Annotated in this window: 14 protein-coding genes; 9 read left to right on the top strand and 5 right to left on the bottom strand. The window is 50.5% G+C overall.

The window, feature by feature from the left end; translation table 11 throughout:
• Positions 1–83: 83 nt before the first annotated feature.
• From WC359_09945 to WC359_09935, 3 genes are all read right to left on the bottom strand, one after another.
• Positions 84–848 (bottom strand): ABC transporter ATP-binding protein, encoded by a 765-nt coding sequence (locus WC359_09945; protein ID MFA5400750.1) that lies wholly within the window; start codon positions 846–848, stop codon positions 84–86.
• Positions 845–1,438, bottom strand: coding sequence for an ABC transporter permease (locus tag WC359_09940; GenBank protein ID MFA5400749.1), 594 nt, complete (start codon positions 1,436–1,438; stop codon positions 845–847). The genes WC359_09945 and WC359_09940 overlap by 4 nt, the downstream gene beginning before the upstream one ends.
• 175 nt (positions 1,439–1,613) lie before the next feature.
• Entirely contained in the window at positions 1,614–2,612 is a 999-nt protein-coding gene (locus WC359_09935) for an ABC transporter substrate-binding protein (protein ID MFA5400748.1), read from the bottom strand.
• 198 nt (positions 2,613–2,810) lie between these two features.
• On the opposite strand from WC359_09935, the gene WC359_09930 reads away from it, so the two are divergent.
• The 4 genes from WC359_09930 (at position 2,811) to WC359_09915 (ending at position 6,970) form a co-directional block, all read left to right on the top strand.
• Positions 2,811–4,265 (top strand): lactate racemase domain-containing protein, encoded by a 1,455-nt coding sequence (locus tag WC359_09930; protein ID MFA5400747.1) that lies wholly within the window; start codon positions 2,811–2,813, stop codon positions 4,263–4,265.
• Between the two features lie 30 nt (positions 4,266–4,295).
• Complete coding sequence (locus WC359_09925) at positions 4,296–4,511, top strand: hypothetical protein (protein MFA5400746.1); 216 nt, start codon at positions 4,296–4,298, stop codon at positions 4,509–4,511.
• Between the two features lie 33 nt (positions 4,512–4,544).
• On the top strand, positions 4,545–6,041 hold the full coding sequence (locus WC359_09920) for an NAD(P)/FAD-dependent oxidoreductase (protein MFA5400745.1): 1,497 nt from the start codon (positions 4,545–4,547) through the stop codon (positions 6,039–6,041).
• A gap of 104 nt (positions 6,042–6,145) precedes the next feature.
• Positions 6,146–6,970 (top strand): SDR family oxidoreductase, encoded by an 825-nt coding sequence (locus WC359_09915; GenBank protein MFA5400744.1) that lies wholly within the window; start codon positions 6,146–6,148, stop codon positions 6,968–6,970.
• A gap of 27 nt (positions 6,971–6,997) precedes the next feature.
• Here the strand turns inward: WC359_09915 and WC359_09910 are convergent, their stop codons facing one another.
• On the bottom strand, positions 6,998–8,332 hold the full coding sequence (locus WC359_09910; GenBank protein ID MFA5400743.1) for a nucleotide sugar dehydrogenase: 1,335 nt from the start codon (positions 8,330–8,332) through the stop codon (positions 6,998–7,000).
• A gap of 174 nt (positions 8,333–8,506) precedes the next feature.
• Here WC359_09910 and WC359_09905 point away from each other — a divergent pair, with 174 nt between their 5' ends.
• The 5 genes from WC359_09905 to WC359_09885 all read left to right on the top strand — a co-directional run bounded on the left by WC359_09905 (position 8,507) and on the right by WC359_09885 (position 15,359).
• Positions 8,507–9,739 carry a GAF domain-containing sensor histidine kinase gene (locus WC359_09905; protein MFA5400742.1) on the top strand — a complete coding sequence of 411 codons (1,233 nt, stop codon included), beginning with the start codon at positions 8,507–8,509 and terminating at the stop codon, positions 9,737–9,739.
• Between the two features lie 17 nt (positions 9,740–9,756).
• The gene (locus tag WC359_09900; GenBank protein MFA5400741.1) at positions 9,757–10,506 is read left to right on the top strand and encodes a response regulator transcription factor; all 750 of its coding nucleotides are present in this window, start codon (positions 9,757–9,759) and stop codon (positions 10,504–10,506) included.
• A 42-nt stretch (positions 10,507–10,548) separates the two neighbouring features.
• Positions 10,549–12,735: a response regulator gene (locus tag WC359_09895; protein MFA5400740.1), complete on the top strand. Its 2,187-nt coding sequence runs from the start codon at positions 10,549–10,551 to the stop codon at positions 12,733–12,735.
• A gap of 60 nt (positions 12,736–12,795) precedes the next feature.
• Positions 12,796–14,328 (top strand): glycosyltransferase, encoded by a 1,533-nt coding sequence (locus tag WC359_09890; protein ID MFA5400739.1) that lies wholly within the window; start codon positions 12,796–12,798, stop codon positions 14,326–14,328.
• A gap of 62 nt (positions 14,329–14,390) precedes the next feature.
• Positions 14,391–15,359, top strand: a complete 969-nt coding sequence (locus WC359_09885) for a GDP-mannose 4,6-dehydratase (protein MFA5400738.1) — start codon at positions 14,391–14,393, stop codon at positions 15,357–15,359.
• A 24-nt stretch (positions 15,360–15,383) separates the two neighbouring features.
• On the opposite strand, the gene WC359_09880 is transcribed toward WC359_09885, so the two are convergent.
• A complete protein-coding gene (locus tag WC359_09880; GenBank protein MFA5400737.1) occupies positions 15,384–17,222 on the bottom strand; it encodes a DUF2334 domain-containing protein in 1,839 nt (612 codons plus the stop codon).
• Between the last annotated feature and the right edge of the window lie 13 nt (positions 17,223–17,235).

Genomic DNA, 17,235 nt, shown 5'->3' with positions numbered 1-17,235 from the left:
GTACCAGCTTCTTTAAGTTCCCTTCCCTTAATGTCGCAGTATATTTTATTGGTGCGATTGATACAAGGATAAATGAGAGATAGTCAGCCCACTTCCGCGGCAATATCGGATGTGATTTTCTCTCTTAGCATTATAAAAGCAGCATCAGTCAGGCGGCGGGGATAGCTCAGGTTGATAGGGTAGATGCTTTTAACAGAGCCGGGGCTGGAGCTCATGACCACCACTCTCTCTGCCAGGAAAACAGCCTCCTCGACGCTATGGGTGACAAAGATAACAGCCTTTCTATTCAAGTTCCAGATGCCGAGCAGCTCCTGCTGCATAAGATAGCGTGTCTGCGCATCTAGGGAGCCGAACGGCTCGTCCATCAGCAGCAGTTCAGGACTGTTGGCCAGGGCGCGTGCGATGGCCACACGTTGCTTCATGCCTCCGGAAAGCTCAGAAGGGTACTTATGACTGCTGCCCGCAAGTCCAACGAGGTCGATGCAGTGTTCAGCGATTCGCAGTCGCTCAGAGAGTGGCACTTTGAGAACCTCTGGACCGAAGGCCACATTGTCTCGGACATCCCTCCAGGGGAACAATGCGAAATCCTGAAAGACCAGACCCCTCTCTCGGCCCGGCCCGGTTACCGGATTCCCATCGAGATAAATAGCTCCTGAACTGGCCTGTTCGAGGCCGGCTACCAGCTTGAGCAGCGTGGTCTTACCGCATCCGGAAGGACCCACCAGGCAGACAAACTCGCCTTGGTCAATTTCCAGGCTGAATTCGCGCAGGGCCATGGTGGATGTGCCGCCTTTTTTCTCGATAAAGGTTTTAGTAACGCCGTCGATGACTAGCTTTTTGTCGCTCATGCCGTCTTCCAGAAGAGGATGTTGTCCTCGATCTTTTTTAGTCCGACGAACATCAGAAAGCCCACAATGCCGATCATCAGCATGCCGGCAACCGTTTTGGATGCCTCCATCGTGGAGTAGTAATACATTATCATATAACCCAGTCCGGAGTTGGATCCCGTAAGCTCCGCCGCGACTAGGCACATCCATCCTACCCCGATGCCGATGCGCAGGCCTGCCATGATGGAGGGAGCCGCCGACGGCAAACCGACCTTGAACAGTATCTGCCAGGGTCCGGCGCCAAGCGTTTTAGCTACCTCCACCAGCTTGTTGGGCGTGCTCTCCATGCCAAGCACCGTATTAAGTAAAATCGGGAAAAAGGCGCCCAGCCAGATCAGGAAGACCGCAGGCTTGAAACCAAGCCCAAACCACAGCATGGCCAACGGTATCCAGGCCAGCGGCGGGATAGGACGCAGCAGCTCTACGATCGGCTCAAGCAGGTCTCGGGCATTTCGCCACCAACCGATGATGATGCCCAGCAATATTCCCGTTACTCCCGCCAGCGCAAAACCGACCATGACCCTCCAAAGGCTGATTAATGTATTGCCCATTAATTCGCCGGCCCAGGATAATCCGCGAGGGCCGGGTGCGACAAACAGCTGTCCGAGGGCGACAATTACGGCAACAGGAGTCGGAAAAAGCTGAGGTATATCGGCCAGGAGGGCTGCCCCTTCCCAGATAACAAGGAACAGGAGGATCGAAATTAGTCGTAAAGGACGCGTGGCCTCACCTCTGAATATATTTGGTATCTACAACCATCTCGACAAACTTATCTAAATCCGCGACATCAACAGTTGTTATTATCGGCTTGATAGCTCCTGTCTCACCAAGATTAATGATGTCCCCAATAAATTTCTTGACATCGTCCTTATTTAGAGAATAGGTGTATTTAACCCGCTGGAACGCGTTATCGATAACGGCAGAATCCAGTTTGGTCCATTTGGCTGCAATGGCCTTGGCTTCGTCAGGGTTGGACTCGATATAATCAATAGCCCTGCAGTGGGCTCGTATTACCGAAGCTACGGTGCCGTCATGCGATCTGACGAAATCACCTGCAGCCACTATCACGCAGCAGGGATGGCCGGGCCAGATATCCTTTGATTCCACAAGGACTACGCCGTAGCCGCCTACCACAGACTTGGCTACGAAAGGCTCCCATACAAAGTATCCGTCGATGCGTCCGGTCTGCAGTGACTGCGGCATATCCGGCGGTTTAACCGTACCGGGAAAAAGCTCGATGTCGTTGTAACCTAAATCATTATCAGCCAGCAGCATACCGAACATTACATATTGTATCGATCCCGGCGCAGGCGTCGCTATTTTTTTTGACTTCAGTTCAGAAACACTGCTTATATCTGTACGGGTCACCAGGCCGGAACCCTCCAGATTGACACCCGATACTATGGAAAGTGGAATCTTGCGTGCAGCCGCCATCACAGCAGGCGCCATTCCGACGTAGCCCATATCGATTTGGCCGGCTGCCAGGGCATCCATCTCTGCAGGCCCTGCCTCAAAGGGCCCCACCACCTCTATATCCAGGCCTTCCTCAGCGAAGAATCCCTTGTCCTCGGCCACAAAGAACGGCAACTGGTGCAGGTCGCCCAGCAGATAGCCGATACGTATCGAGGGCGGCTTCGCGGGCGCACAGCCCCACAGACCACTGGCGGGAAGAAATAACAACGACGCCAGCACAAAACTCATCAGCAGCTTGAATATAAGTTTCATCTACACCACCTGATTCAGCAAATTATACCAGTCGACAAAGGGTTGATTAAATTATACAATATTTGTATAATTTGTCTAATGCCGGTGATGGAAGAGCAGTGTTTTGGATTGAAATTATAGCTATGATATTATGAAGCCGTCTTTGAATTTGATCAGTAGATGAATCAAGATCGTTTTTAATTGTTAAGGAGGATAACGGTGAGCAAGAAAACAATCCAGGCAGACTATTGGGATAAGAAGATAGACATTGAGGTGCCGGGAGACACGGTAGTGGGAGAGATCCCCAATCCTCCAGCCTTGCAGGACCCCGAGAAAGCTATACGTGATGCTATTGCGAAGCCGGTAGGCGCGCCGCCCCTGTCCGAGCTGGCCAAAAAAGCGCGTAACGGCAAGGTTACCATCGGTTTTGATGACCCATCCCGACCGGGGAAACCGCGGCAGATGATTATCCCTATTCTGATAGAAGAGCTTCTTAAGGCCGGTGTGAAAGAAGAAAATATATATTTACTATGCGGCAGCGGCAATCACTGCAAGTGGACCGACCTTCAGTTAAGGGCTTATCTGGGGCCGGCCATCTATGACAGGTTTGCGCCCCCGGGAAGCGCCTCGAGAGTTATCAACCATGATTGCCATGATACAGAAAACCTCGTATATATGGGCACGTCTGCTATGGGTGATTATGTGGAGTACAACAGGGCGCTGCAGGATTCCGATCTTTTTATATATACGGGCACCGTCGTAGTTTCAAACTGGGGCGGTATGACGGGCACCGGCGTGATAATCGGTTTTCCCAGCACGCGAAGTATGACATCAACGCACGGTTTTCCGGTGGTCGGCCATCCTGATTCCTGCCACGGCAATCAGCATACCATGATGTATCGCGCTCACAAGGAAGCGGTCATGGCTCAGATCGAAAAATTCACCGGCAAGCGCGTATTTTATGTGGATGTCGTCCCCACCGCTGGTGGCGCCCCGGCCGGTGTTTTTGCAGGTTATTCGCCTGAGATCAACGAACCTACCTGGAAATTTGCCGAAAGCATCTATCATATGGAGGTGCCGCAGGCCGATGTGCTTATCTACGGTGTGCCGCGTTACTCGCTTTACGGCGAGACCAGTAATCCGCTTATAGCGCTGGCTGCCGCGTGCGCCCCTGTACGTATGTGGGTCAACAAGCCGGTGCTCAGGGAAGGCGGTGTGGTCATCGCGCTGGCTCATTGCGATGGCACAATAGACGATAGGTCGCACCCGTCTTATGCAGAGATACTCGACCTTTACCGTAACTGCTTCTCGATGCGGGAGCTGTCCGTTTATGAAGAGGAGTTCATGTACCGCGAGGACCTCATTTTCAAGTACAGGCATGCCCATGCCTATGCGCCGGTGCATGGCTTCTGGCTGATGTATGAGAGCGAGTATGCCCTTAACCAGGCCAATAAGATCATTATGGCCGGCGTGCCGGGGATGGACAATCCTCTGGCCCAGGTGCAGGTCAGCGGCACGGGCGGCCCTGGCGCAGCGCGCGATGTCGGCTGCACTCCAGCCCGAGATTTCGGCGAAGCCATGAAGATAGCCGAGAAAGTCGTCGGAAAGAATCCGCGGGTCATGGCCTGTCCATCATTCTGGAGCAGGATCAGGCCCAGGTTCTACGTTAAATAGTATAAATTATATAAAATCAGGAGGAGTAAGATGCGTCTGCAGTCTTATCAGGGCGAAATCAAAGACCACCTGCAATACCTGGGAATCTGGGACAACCTCGTTGCCGGTAAGCTCAAATGCTTTGTCTGCAAGGTCAAGCTGAATACGGACAACTTTGGATTGGCTTTTAAAAACATCGACAAGCTGGAGGCAACCTGTAACAAGCTTGATTGCGTGCGTACAGTCACGCATGTTTTAAAGGACTGAATCTCAGTTTGATTAATATGCAGGAGAAAGAGAATGACAACTTTTTACGATAACAGAAGGCCATATGACAATTATGATTCGACTACCAAGGAATGGGACGCTATCTTTATCGGCGGTGGCGCATCGGGAAGGTTCGGCTCATCCTATTTCCGCGCCATGGGCGGCAACCAGCTGACCATCGAGGCGGACAATCACCTGGGCGGCAAGTGCTGCAAGAACGCCTGTGTGCTGCACCACTACCTGTACGAGATTGCGGTTGAGCTGGATAAGGCCAGGATCTGGGATAAGAAGGAGTACTGGCCCAAGTTCCCCAGGAAAAACGGCAAGGTTGAAATATTGCCGGTACTGAGGGATTACCATATCGGGCGTGAGTATGTGTTCGATTTTATGTTTCACCAGAGCAAGGAACAGCTGAAACTTCAATTCCTGCTCAATCAACGCGCGTCCGTTCTCGATGCGCATACTGTCGCAGTCGAGGGTAAGGGCGAGTTTAAAACGAAGAACATCATAGTGGCGGCGGGCGCCGGGCCTTCGGTACCGCCCGTACCTGGAACCAATCTTAAAGGCGTTTATACTTATGCGGACTTTCTCGAGCTCGACTACGAGCCCAAGGATGTAGTTGTGGTGGGCGCCTCCAAGAGCGGGCTGCCCTGGGCCGCCTTTTTTAATGCAGTCGGATGCAACACCACCGTGGTCGAGATGATGCCGGCTCTCAGCCAGTTCCCCATTGATGATGATGTGCGGGAATACACTCTGCGCATGATGAAGATCAGGGGCCTGCCCGTGCTCGACGAGACCACACTGGTATCCATCAACGGCAGCGGCTCGGTCAAATCCGTGACGGTGAAGGGAAAAGACGGCGTCGAGAAGGTAATTAAAGCAGATCTGGTCTATCTGGGGACAGGGTGCACGCCGCGTTCAGATATTGTCACTCCGATCGGTGTGAAAACAGGCCCCAAGAAAGAGATAATCGTTGACAAGCATATGGCGACCAACGTACCCGGGGTATACGCCAGCGGCGATATTACGGGAGGCGTCATGGAGATGTGGAAGGCCAGGCAGGGAGGAATGATGGCGGCCAAGAATATACTGGGCGCTCCAGCGGAATTCGAGACCGAGCTGTTTGCAGATACATTGCATACCTTTTACGAGACAACCTGGGTGGGCATGACCGAGAAAGAAGCGCGCGAGAAGATCGGGCAGGTCTTTGTGGTCAGGATGCCCATACAGGGCTACAAGAACTGGCTGCCCCTGCCCCTCGCCGAGGGAACAATGGAATATGCCCATCAGTGGCCGGACCTGTCCGGGTTCCAGAAGATTATATACGATGCGAAGACGCGAAAATTCCTGGGCGCCCAGCATGTGGGCTATGGGGGAAAGGACTCATTCCAGTACCTGCTGTACCTGCTGAAGAAAGGTGCGACAATTGATGACATAGCCGATCTCACGGAGCTCTTCATTAATCCCACGCATTTTATCCAGCTCTCAAGATTGCGCTCAGGTATGAAAAACCTCGTTGACCTTGGTTAAATCCAGGCCGGGAATTAACAGGCAGGGCAGATGGAAAGCTGCCCTGCTTACGCGTTAATATTGATATCGCGCCTATTTTCAAGGTGCGTTGGGGGTTGGCAGAGATGAAGATTAAGGACTTTGCAGGGAAGATCACTTTTATTACAGGAGGATCGAGCGGCATAGGCCTGGCCTGTGCGGAGTTGCTGGCCGCCCGGGGCGCCGATGTGGCGATCTTCGCGCGCGGCCAGGAACAACTCGATAAGGCCATTGCGCAAATCGAACGGAACAGGGTAACGCAGAAACAACGTTTCCTGGGGATGATGCTCGACGTATCCCGGCGCGATCAGGTAGAGGATGTCCTCAACAGGACGGTAGCCGATTTAGGCGTCCCGGATATACTGATAAACAGCGCAGGCATCTCTTTTCCTCAGCGGTTTGAGGATATCCCCTATGTTAAATTCGAGGAAATCGTTCATATCAATCTGCACGGGACCTGGAACACTGTATCGATACTGCTGCCATATATGAAGAACCATGGTGGATACATAGTAAACGTATCCTCAGTGGCCGGTTATATTGGCGTGTACGGCCTGAGCGCATACAGCGCATCCAAATTCGCGGTTATCGGTTTCTCTGAAGCTTTGCGCAGCGAATTGAAGCCGTTAAATATCTCTGTTTCCGTGTTGTGTCCTCCTGATGTGGATACACCGATGCTCGAGAGGTCCAATAAGATCAAACCGGAGGAGACTAAGGCAATTTCTTCATCCGCTTCCCTGCTGAAACCGATTGATGTCGCCAGGGAGGTGGTGGCCGGCATGGGCAAAGGGCAATTTCTGATACTACCTGGTTCAGGCACGAAGTATACCCATTTTATGAAAAGGCTCTTTCCCGGGCTGGTGCAGTCGATAATAGACAGCCAGATAAGAAAGGTTACTCAAAAATCCTGATTCGCTTACGTCAGATCTGAAGGATGCCTATTCGCCCAGGCGGATGATGTTTGCGGAGTTGATGCCAACCGTGCATCCGCGCGTGTCGAATATCAGCTTGGCTTCCTTTGTTATCGATTTCAGGTCATAGCAACTGTGATCGGTCACGATTAGCACGCAATCATAATTGCCGAATACTTTTTTCGTGAGCTTGATCGAGCGGAGCTTATGGTTGCCCTCCCTGAAATCAGGGATGTAAGGATCATGGTAGTGCACCGTAGCTTTCTTCTCGAGCAGCAGTTCGATAACCCTTAATGCGGGTGACTCTCTGACGTCCTCGATATCTTTCTTGTAGGCCACACCCAGTATAAGAATTTTTGACCCTTTCAAGCTTTTACTTCGTGTGTTGAGCGCAGCCACGGTTTGCTCGACAATGTACTCAGGCATCGTTTCGTTGATTTCGGCAGCCAGCTCGATGAACCTGGTATGGAAAAAATACTCCCTGGCTTTACTGGCGAGATAGTACGGGTCAAGAGGAATGCAATGCCCGCCCACGCCCGGACCCGGATAAAACGGCATATAGCCAAAGGGTTTTGTGGAAGCGGACTTGATGACCTCCCATACATTTATCTTCATCTTTTCGCAGAGTTTGGCGAGCTCGTTTACCAGAGCGATATTCACACTGCGAAATACATTTTCGAAGACCTTGTCCATCTCAGCTACTTCCGGTGTGGATACTTCGAGCACCCTGTCTGAAACATGCCGGTAGAGCAACGCGGCGAGCTTGGTGGATGTGGGTTCCATGCCTCCGACTATCTTGGGGGTGTTTTTGATTGTAAATTTCCGGCTGCCCGGATCGATACGTTCGGGTGAAAAGGTCAGGAAATAGTCTACGCCTACTTTAAGCCCGGTCGATTCCAGTATCGGCAGCACAATCTCCCGCGTGGTGCCCGGATAGGTAGTGCTCTCTAGAATAACCAGATGCCCCAGCCTCAGAAAACGCGCGATATCGTTGGTGGCGCTGATGATATAGGTCAGATCAGGCTCCTTGGTTTTGGTAAGCGGGGTCGGAACACAGATAATAATAGTATCTACTCTGCGCAGCGCCGATTGGCTGGTGGTTGACTTTAATCTTCCTTTGGCGACAGCTTTTTTAAGGCGCGCCGATTCTATATCCAGCAGGTAAGATATGCCCCGTGTAATTTTATTGACCCGTCCCTTATCAGCGTCAACACCGGTTACAGTGAATCCTGCCTCAGCAAAGGCCAGCGCCAGGGGCAATCCCACGTATCCCAAACCTACAACCCCGATGTCAGCCGATTTATCCCTAATCCTGCTTTCCAGATTTCTCAGATCGTTAACGGTTAATTCTGCCCTTGCCATTTATCCCTCACAGATATTTATTAATTTACCGGTCAATCAGATCATGCATAGTTTAACTGCGAGATGAAACTGTGTCAAAACGGATCAGCGTGGTCTTGTTGTGATCGTCGCATGGTTCTGGGTTGTTATGATTGACATATTGATGGATTTAGTTATAATGGAAGCTGATTAGGTATGCAACAACAGGGTCAACACAAGAACAAGTATCTGTACGTTCTCTCCGATATATCCGATATCGTATCCAGTTCGTTGTCGGAAAGGGAGGTACTGGACGGTGTACTCTGGGAGCTCGGGAATGTAATTGATCTTGATGTCTGCTGGGTACAAAAATACAGCCCGGGCAATAAAACTTTGACGCTGGTATTGCACCACGGTTTACCGGATCAAATTGTCAAGGAACTGGAGGCAATGACCGTAGGCAACGACATCATAGGAGTAGTGGCGCAGACGCGCAAACCGCTATTTTGCAACGATATGGCAAACGATGCCAACTACCGCTGGGAATCAGCCGTACAAAGCGGGTTCCTGTCGTTTATCGCTTCACCGATAATCTCGGGGGGACAACTGCTGGGGATTATTGGCGGATTATCTGCCAAGGCTGATATCTTTACGGTAAATGAGCTCAAATTGATGGCAGCCGTCAGTGCCAGCATATCGGAGGTTTGTCGTAAAGTTTCGAGCGGGCCTGTTGATAATGAGGCTGCCAAACAACAAGATGAGATTACACATACACATCTGTTTTTAAGCGCTTTAAGTCACGAGTTGAAGACGCCTCTTACCGCCATCATAGCTTCCACGGGTCTGTTGATTGAGGAATTGGACAGGCGGCACGAGACGGTTTTACTTAAACTGGCCGAGAATATTTCGCGTAGCGCATCGAGCCTGCAAAACCGCCTGAACGAATTGATCAACCTGTCCAAGAATAAGGATGAATCATACGGGATTGCAAAGAAGGACTTCGACTTCTCGATGCTGGCTGCTGAGGTTGCTGACCAGGTATTATCACTGGCCAGGCAGAAAAAGCAGACACTCAGTTTGGAGGTGGAACCTTACATTAAGATCAATGCTGATGATCAGCGCATTGAACAGGTATTGTTGAATCTTTTATCCAATGCAATTAAATTTACACCGGAAGGCGGACAGATCTTTCTCAGGGCAGCCAAGGATGGGAACAGGCTGGTGATCAACGTGCAGGACACGGGGCCGGGCATTCCCAATGAAGAGAAACGGAAGCTGTTCATCCCTTATTATCATCCGTCTTCTGACAGGTCGGGAATACCAGGATTGGGATTGGGGCTGGCCATCAGTAAGCAAATTGTGGAGTTGCATGGGGGTGCAATCTGGGTGCAGAGCGATGTCGGCAAAGGTAGCACCTTCTCTTTCTCGTTGCCGATACATGAAAAATAAGGTGGAGTAATAGCCGTATGCCGGGACAATTGAAGATCCTGCTCATAGAGGATAACGCTGATATCAGGGAAGTAACCAATCTGATATTCGAGATGCATATGCCTGAAGTTAAGATAATACCGGCCGTAAAGGGTGCAGAGGGACTCGCATTAATGAAGTCTGAATCGCCCGATATGATCATTTTGGACCTCGGGTTACCCGACATGGACGGTATGAAGGTTTTGAAGGAGATACGTAGCTACAGCGATATACCCATCGTTATACTCACAATAAGGGGTGACGAGACCGATAAAGTGAGGGGCCTGGAGATGGGTGCGGATGATTATATTGTCAAGCCTTTTAATCATAACGAGCTTCTTGCTCGCGTGAAGGCTGTATTCAGGCACCGCGGCAAAAGGGAGGCCCCTAAAAAGAGCTTGGAAGTTAAAGCTACACCGGCGGCCGGAGCCAAAAGTGTGCCTGCTGCAAAGAGAATCAGGATGAACGTATCGGCAGGCGCGGTTCAGAAGAACGGGGAACAGGTTAAACTATCGGCCACCGAATTAAGCCTTCTTAAATATCTTGTTTCGCATGAAGGCAAGACGATATCGGGGGACGATATACTCACCAAGGTTTGGGGTATCGAATATGTGGATTGCACATCAAATCTGCAGCAATATATACGTCACCTGCGTGAAAAACTGGAAGAAAACCCCGATAGCCCGCAAATAATTATCCAGGAAGAAAACGGTTATAAAATCGCCCGGAATACGGTCGAGTATATATAAAGCAAAGGAAAAAACGAACATTATAAGCGTGAGGGACTGGATATGAGTCAAATTCTCTTTCTTTCAAGCGATCCCGTCTTAAAAGAGAAAAACGTCGAGATACTGCAGCAGAGCGGCCTTGATGCAAACGGGACATCGGGGTGTCTTGACGGCCTGGTAATGATGGATAAAACCAACTACGATGTCATAATAATTGACGATGAGCTGTCGGATGTCAGCGGCTATGAAGCGTGCCTCAAGATAAGGCAACAGCATGGCGCCTTGATCGTTCTTCTCGGGACTATACCGGACTCGGATGCATGGTCTCGTGTAGAGGAGCTGGGTTTTGATCTTTATCTGCGCAAACCCATCAGCCCGCGGGAGTTGCTCGCACGTACCAAAGCGTTGCTGAGACGGCCCGGCGCAGAAGGAGTTGCAGAAGATGCCGCTGCGAAGCCGGCGGCCCCTGCCCCGGAAGTAGCCGTTAAACCTCCCGCCAGGTCAATACCCGGGGAGAGGGAAGCGGCTGCTCCAACGCGTGCCCCTGAGCCTGCCTCCCCGGGACAGGAAAGGATTATTATCAGATCCCGGCCCGAACCTCAGCAGTACGAAGCTGCTCCTCAAACCCAGGCGCCGCCCGTGCAGCAACCATATGTACCGCCGGCTCCGCCCGTGCCTTCAACGCCGGTTAGCCCGGCGCCCGAGCCACCGGTGGTAGTAGTGCCCAGGCCGGCGGCGCCTCAGATACAGCAGCAATCGCCTGTAGTAGTGCCTCCGCTTGGGCGAGATATTAAAAAGCCAGGCTCCCCCGTCATAGTTAACCCTCCGGCACAGCAGTCTGCTTACGTGGCCAAGGCACAGCCGTCTCAAGAGGATGCCGGTGCGGCAATTCTCGAGGATCCGAGGGTTATCAAACTGGTTGATGCGCTGGTGAGCGGTAAAATTCCCGATATCAATCCGGTTGTCGATTTCAGTTACAAAATGGGATATGCATACCCGTCCGTTAGTAGCTTGATCGATACATCGGAGGTTGAAACGATAAACATACTTGAATCTCTAGCCAATGCGGGAATATTGATCAAACAACCGTATGAAAAGTTTTATGTCGATCCCGACGGATTGTTTCAGTTGGTTCCCATTGAAAGGTGCCCGCGCTGTGACTCCTCCAATATCATCAAAGGGCAGCTCGTAGAGCATTTTTCCTGCGGATACGTGGGACTTGATAAGGATTTCAAGCAGGACAGCAGGTACGTCTGCCCAAAGTGCCGAAAGGATTTGAGATTGATCGGCACCGATTATCGCAATGTTGGCATACACTACAGGTGCCAGGATTGCAGCGAGGTATTTACGGTCCCGGTCGTTAAATGGCGCAATATGAAAACGCGTAAAGTTTGGAGCTCCGAGGATCTGAAAGAAGTCGAGGCTTCTTCGTACCAGTTCAGCCCGGATAAGAAGGGCTGGCTGGAATTCCAGCTGAAACCAAAAACCCAGCTTGTCGATTTCCTGAAGCAACGGGGATATCAGGTTCATGAATTGGCTCAACTGACGGGCCGTTCCGGCGCAGTGCATACCGTGGATGTACTTGCTATCAGGGACGATATTATCACCAAGGTCAATCTCGGTATAGGTATCCTGGTGGCCCCATCGGGGGAACCGGAGGTCGGACTTGAATCTCTCTTCAGATTCGATACAAGGGCTTATGATATCGGCATTAACTATAAAGTGGTAATTGCGATTCCCAAGCTCGGCCAGGAAGCATTGAATTTCGCCGGCCGACAGATGATCAGGGCGTTTGAAGCCAAGACCCTGGCAACGGTGGTTGCGGATATCACGCATCTTGACCGCTCCAATATAGGAATGCAGAGCAGGGTGGAGGAGGGAGCAAACCATTCCGGTTCGGTGGCGGCCAACGCGCGGGGTATAATTGTCAGGTTCCTTCGCAATAAGGGTTACGAGGTATATGAGAGGGCCCTGATCCTCGGCAAATCTGGTATCGAACATATTTTCGATATTTTCGCCAGGCGTGATGATAAAATCGTGGTGCCAACGATTGCCATCGGTATAGGCAACGAAACCGGTCAACAGGTTGGCCTGGATGAGCTGTCCAAGTTCGATGCCGCAGCTTTCGATGCAGGTATTCGCAACAAAGTATACCTTGGCCTGTCTGAGATAAGCACACAGGCAAAACAATTTGCCATGCAGCAAAAAATTGATATTATTGAGCAGCAGGACCTGAGAAAACTGACGTGATTGTCTTGAATAATTCAGTCGGTATACTCTGCGCGTCAGAGCCGATAACCGCTGAGTGAAATGAGAAATATAGCTGTTTTTATCGTCGCTATCCTTTTTCTGACATTGCTGATGGGTATATTCTACTTTATGCCCGTCGAGTCGGTTTGGATTGCGCTGGGCGCGCTGGCCATTGTAGTAATATTTCATTTCCTATCCAGGGTGCTTAAAGGAAAACAGACCCGTGAGTCCAAGCCCAGCCAGTGGCAGAATCTCACGTCGTTGCTTGTGATATTTGTCATCATCTTCATTATCTTCGTGGTAACACTCTGGGATGTGGTCCCTTCGGCCCTGATATATGTGCTCATGGTTTCTTTAGTATTTACCATGCTGATCAATTTCCTCACCGTGCCTCTGGCGATTTTCCACAAAATAAAACAGAAAAAAGAGGTATTCCAGCCAAGCTCCTATAAGCCGAGAGTCAGTATCATTGTACCCGCATTTAATGAGGAAAAAGTACTGGCAAGGACACTGGAAACACTGATCGAGGCCGATTATCCCGATAAAGAGATCATCGTGGTTGATGACGGTTCCAAAGACAATACTTATTCTGTGGCCACCGAGTTCAGCCATCGCGGTGTCAAAGTAGTCCGACGTCTTAACGGCGGAAAATTCGCCGCGCTGAATACGGGCATTGCCATATGCTCGGGTGAAATAGTGATTACCGTGGATGCCGACAGTATGATTGCGCGCGGTGCCATAAACGAGATGGTCAGGGGGTTTGAGGATCCTCAGGTAGCGGGCGTGGCCGGAAATTTAAAGGTTTTTAACCGCAATAATCTGCTCACCAAGCTGCAAGCGTTGGAATATATCGTTCAGATTCAGATCGTGAGGAGGGCTTTTGAGAATTTCGGTTCCCTTACCGTAGCGTCCGGTGCTTTCAGCGCTTTTCGTAAGTCGGCTCTCGAGGAAGCGGGATACTATGATCCCGACTATCTGCTTGAGGATTTCGATATAACCATCAAGATGCTTAAAGCGCATCAGATACTTCATGGTAGCAACGAGGCGATCTGTTATACAGAGGCGCCAGAGACGATCAAGGATGTTTACCGCCAGCGTCTGAGCTGGTTCCGCGGCGATTTTCAAAATTTCTGGAAACATCGAGACGCCTTTTTTAACCCCAGGTTTGGAATTATGAACAAGCTGACGTTTCCCTATATGCTGTTATCCATGACACTGGTGCCGCTGGCCAGCCTGGTCGTTATGGTAACGTCGATCATAATGATAATTGACGGCGAATGGATGACGCTGGTACTGGCCTTTGCGCTCTTTGCCGTGTTGCAGCTGCTGCTATCCATAATTGCCATACTGGTGGCCGAAGATGATCTCAAACTGGCGCTTTATTCACCTCTCTTCATTATCGGATACAAACAGTTCCTGGATTTCATTATGATCAAGGCTCTATTAGATATAATCGTGGCCGGGGGTACCTATCTCAAACGTGAGAGGGTCACCAGGATCGGTGATGCTCCGCGCAGCCAGCAATCATCACCCGCTGAGGTGCTGCTTGAACTACAGGCCAAGCCGTCCAAAGCGTCGAAGGCCGATAGCTAAATAACTCCCGATCATCCGGCTCGACTATTGTCGCTGATAAATAATTATTCAAGATAAAAATAATGAGCGATATCCTTAAGAAATACAGCGGACTGAGGATCCTTGTGACAGGGGGAGCAGGATTTATCGGATCGCACCTTGTGGAAAAACTGATCGACCTTGGCGCCAGTGTGACTGTGATCGATACCATGTTGTGCGGCAATAAGATAGAAGGGCTCAAGGAGGGCAAGAACCTGTCAGTACACCGGCTGGATGTCACAGATACGCGGGCTATTGCTCCGTTGTTTAAGGGCCAGGATATGGTTTTCCACCTTGCGGCTGTAGTGGGAGTGGAGGAAACGCAGGATGAGCCGGTCAATCTGCTCAATGTCGAAGTGATAGGCACTTCCAATGTGATTTCTCTGGCTGCCAGGAACAAGGTTAAACGCTTTGTCTTTGCTTCTTCTTCAGAGGTCTACGGCGATTCCGTTAAACCCATGGTGGAAGAGGGGCCGTTCAATCCCAAATCCACATATGCCTTAACCAAGTTGATCGGCGAACATTTCTGCATGGCTTACTATCAGAAATTCGGCCTCGAGTACACAGCTTTACGTTATTTCAATGCATACGGGCCGCGTCAGGATGATCGTTTTGTACTGTCCCGTTTTATCAGCAGGGCTATGGCGGGACAGGAGATCATTATCTATGGCGACGGAAAACAGACGCGTGACTTCACATATATCGAAGACACCATTCACATGACTCTGCTGGCCGGTATCATGGATGAAGGCATCAACCAGATATTGAATTTCGGCACAGGCAAAGATGTATCCATTAATACGCTGGCCGATATGGTTTTAACCGCACTGGCTCTGAAAGGCAAAGTTAAGACGAAATATGTTGATTACGACCGGCTCAGGTCATTGGAGATCGAGGTATTTAACCGCATAGCAGACACAGCCAAAGCTGAGAAGCTGCTTGCATATAAACCACTGACAGGTCTTGAATCAGGTATGCAGAAATGCATAGCCTGGTATGAAAATCGAAAATAGCAGCCGCTGTAATACTGATACGGGCTATTTATCGCCCGTGTGGTAGCGGTACCATTGCTCGAAGGTCAGTATCGTCGCAAATGACTTGAACCATTTGATCAGCGTATCCACTTGTTCAAGCTTGGCCATGTCCGGCTTGCCGTTTTTGTCCACAAAACAGTCGGGGTGCAATCCTACGACGGCAACCCCCTGCGCGTTCATGTTATTACAGATCGTAATTGCCGCGTCATTATATTCCTGTGATTCACCATAAGCACCAACGTAGACGCAGTAACCCGGCTGTTTCATCGGTTTATCCATATTTACCACATCGGTCCACTGGCAGTTATACCAGACACACAGGTCGGAAGCTGTGGGTATGCGGTACATGCCCTTTTCCAGATCCACATGACAGTTGTAGTCAACGGGCTTAAGGGACGAGCAGGGTTCCACCGCCCAATATACTGAAAATACTTTGTATCCGGCGTTCTGTATTGCCTTATATCCCAGCTCATCGTAGTAATCGGTGGGGACGGTGAAAGATATGGGATTGACTCCGAAATATTTCAGGTATTTACAGCGAGCCTGAATCAGCTTGTACTGCAGTTCTTCATAGGACACTTTGGCTTTTTCCGCCTCGGCCTTGGCGGCGTATACGTTTATGCAGGGATTATCCTCGATATGTTTCAGGTAATTCTGGGTGATATCAAGTTGATAATATGTCCAGTCATAGCCGTGAACGCTGATGCCGACCACATTATCATCGACGTATTCTTTCAACCAGGGTATCTCATATGATTCGGTGCCGTCCACATTGGATACGACGCCGCAATCCAGCGGCACGCCGTTTCGCTCAAAGACCTTTATTATTTCGTGCACCACCTCTTCCCGGTAGCCCCTGGCTACATCGTCCAGCCTGAAAATAATAATCGGTCCGCCGTGGTAAGGGGGGAGCGGCCGCTTAATGCCAGCGGCATCCATAGGACACCCGGTGATATACTCGTACCAGTTATCCAGTGTGGTAACATCTCCCAGACCCTGGCAGGACTTAACTAGCGATGACAATTGCAGTAGTTTGGCTGTCATAGGTTTGTTGTTTGTGTCGAGTACCGAAGTGACAGGTAACTCTATGACAGCCACGCCGAGATCGTTGATACTTCGTTTGGCGGCATTGTACAGTGCGGTTGTGTTATCGAAAGCCTGCGCGAGGTCTGCCTCGCCGACAATGGGAAGACGGTATAGTCCTCCCGTATCAACCTGCCCCGACCAGTTCACAGGTTTGATTGAAGGTTTGAGGTCACCCGAACCGCTGTAAGCGATAACTTTGAAGCCGCTGTCCTGTAAAGCCCTGTAGTTGGCCTCATTAATAGCCGCAGTCGGCAGCAGGCAGGAGTAAACCGCCGAACCGAATATGTATTTAATCTGATCGCGAGTTAATACAAGGTTGGCTGAAAAGGCTGCGTATTCGCCGCCGGTAAGTGAGGTCTGAGGCTTCAGCCAGCTTATGTAATGGCCGTCCACGCTGGTATCAAGGATGCCGGCATCCGAGAAATAGGTCAGTTCCCTGGTGCTTTCGTTCAGGCCGAAATTCGTGGCAGGGGGTTTTACAGCGACATCAATAGATGCATCGTTTTCCGCGAATACACGGATAATCTCCGGCACAGCCTCAATATATTTGTCATCATCGATCTGATCGAGGACGAAAATGACGGCGCTGCCGCCTTCGTATGGAGGAGTCTGCAGTTTTCTCGTATGTGCCGCCGGGATAGACTGTGAACCAGCAGGTATCACGTCAGGCGTAGCAGGAGATGCGATACAGCCGATGGAAAAAAGCAAAGCCAGACATAGAAACAGGTTGATCAAACGTGCTGCCGGTGAGTTCATGTTGTTATCATAA

Source organism: Dehalococcoidia bacterium (assembly GCA_041653995.1).
Taxonomy (GTDB): Bacteria; Chloroflexota; Dehalococcoidia; order GIF9; family UBA5629; genus CAIMUM01.
This window is presented reverse-complemented; position numbering and strand designations above follow the sequence as displayed.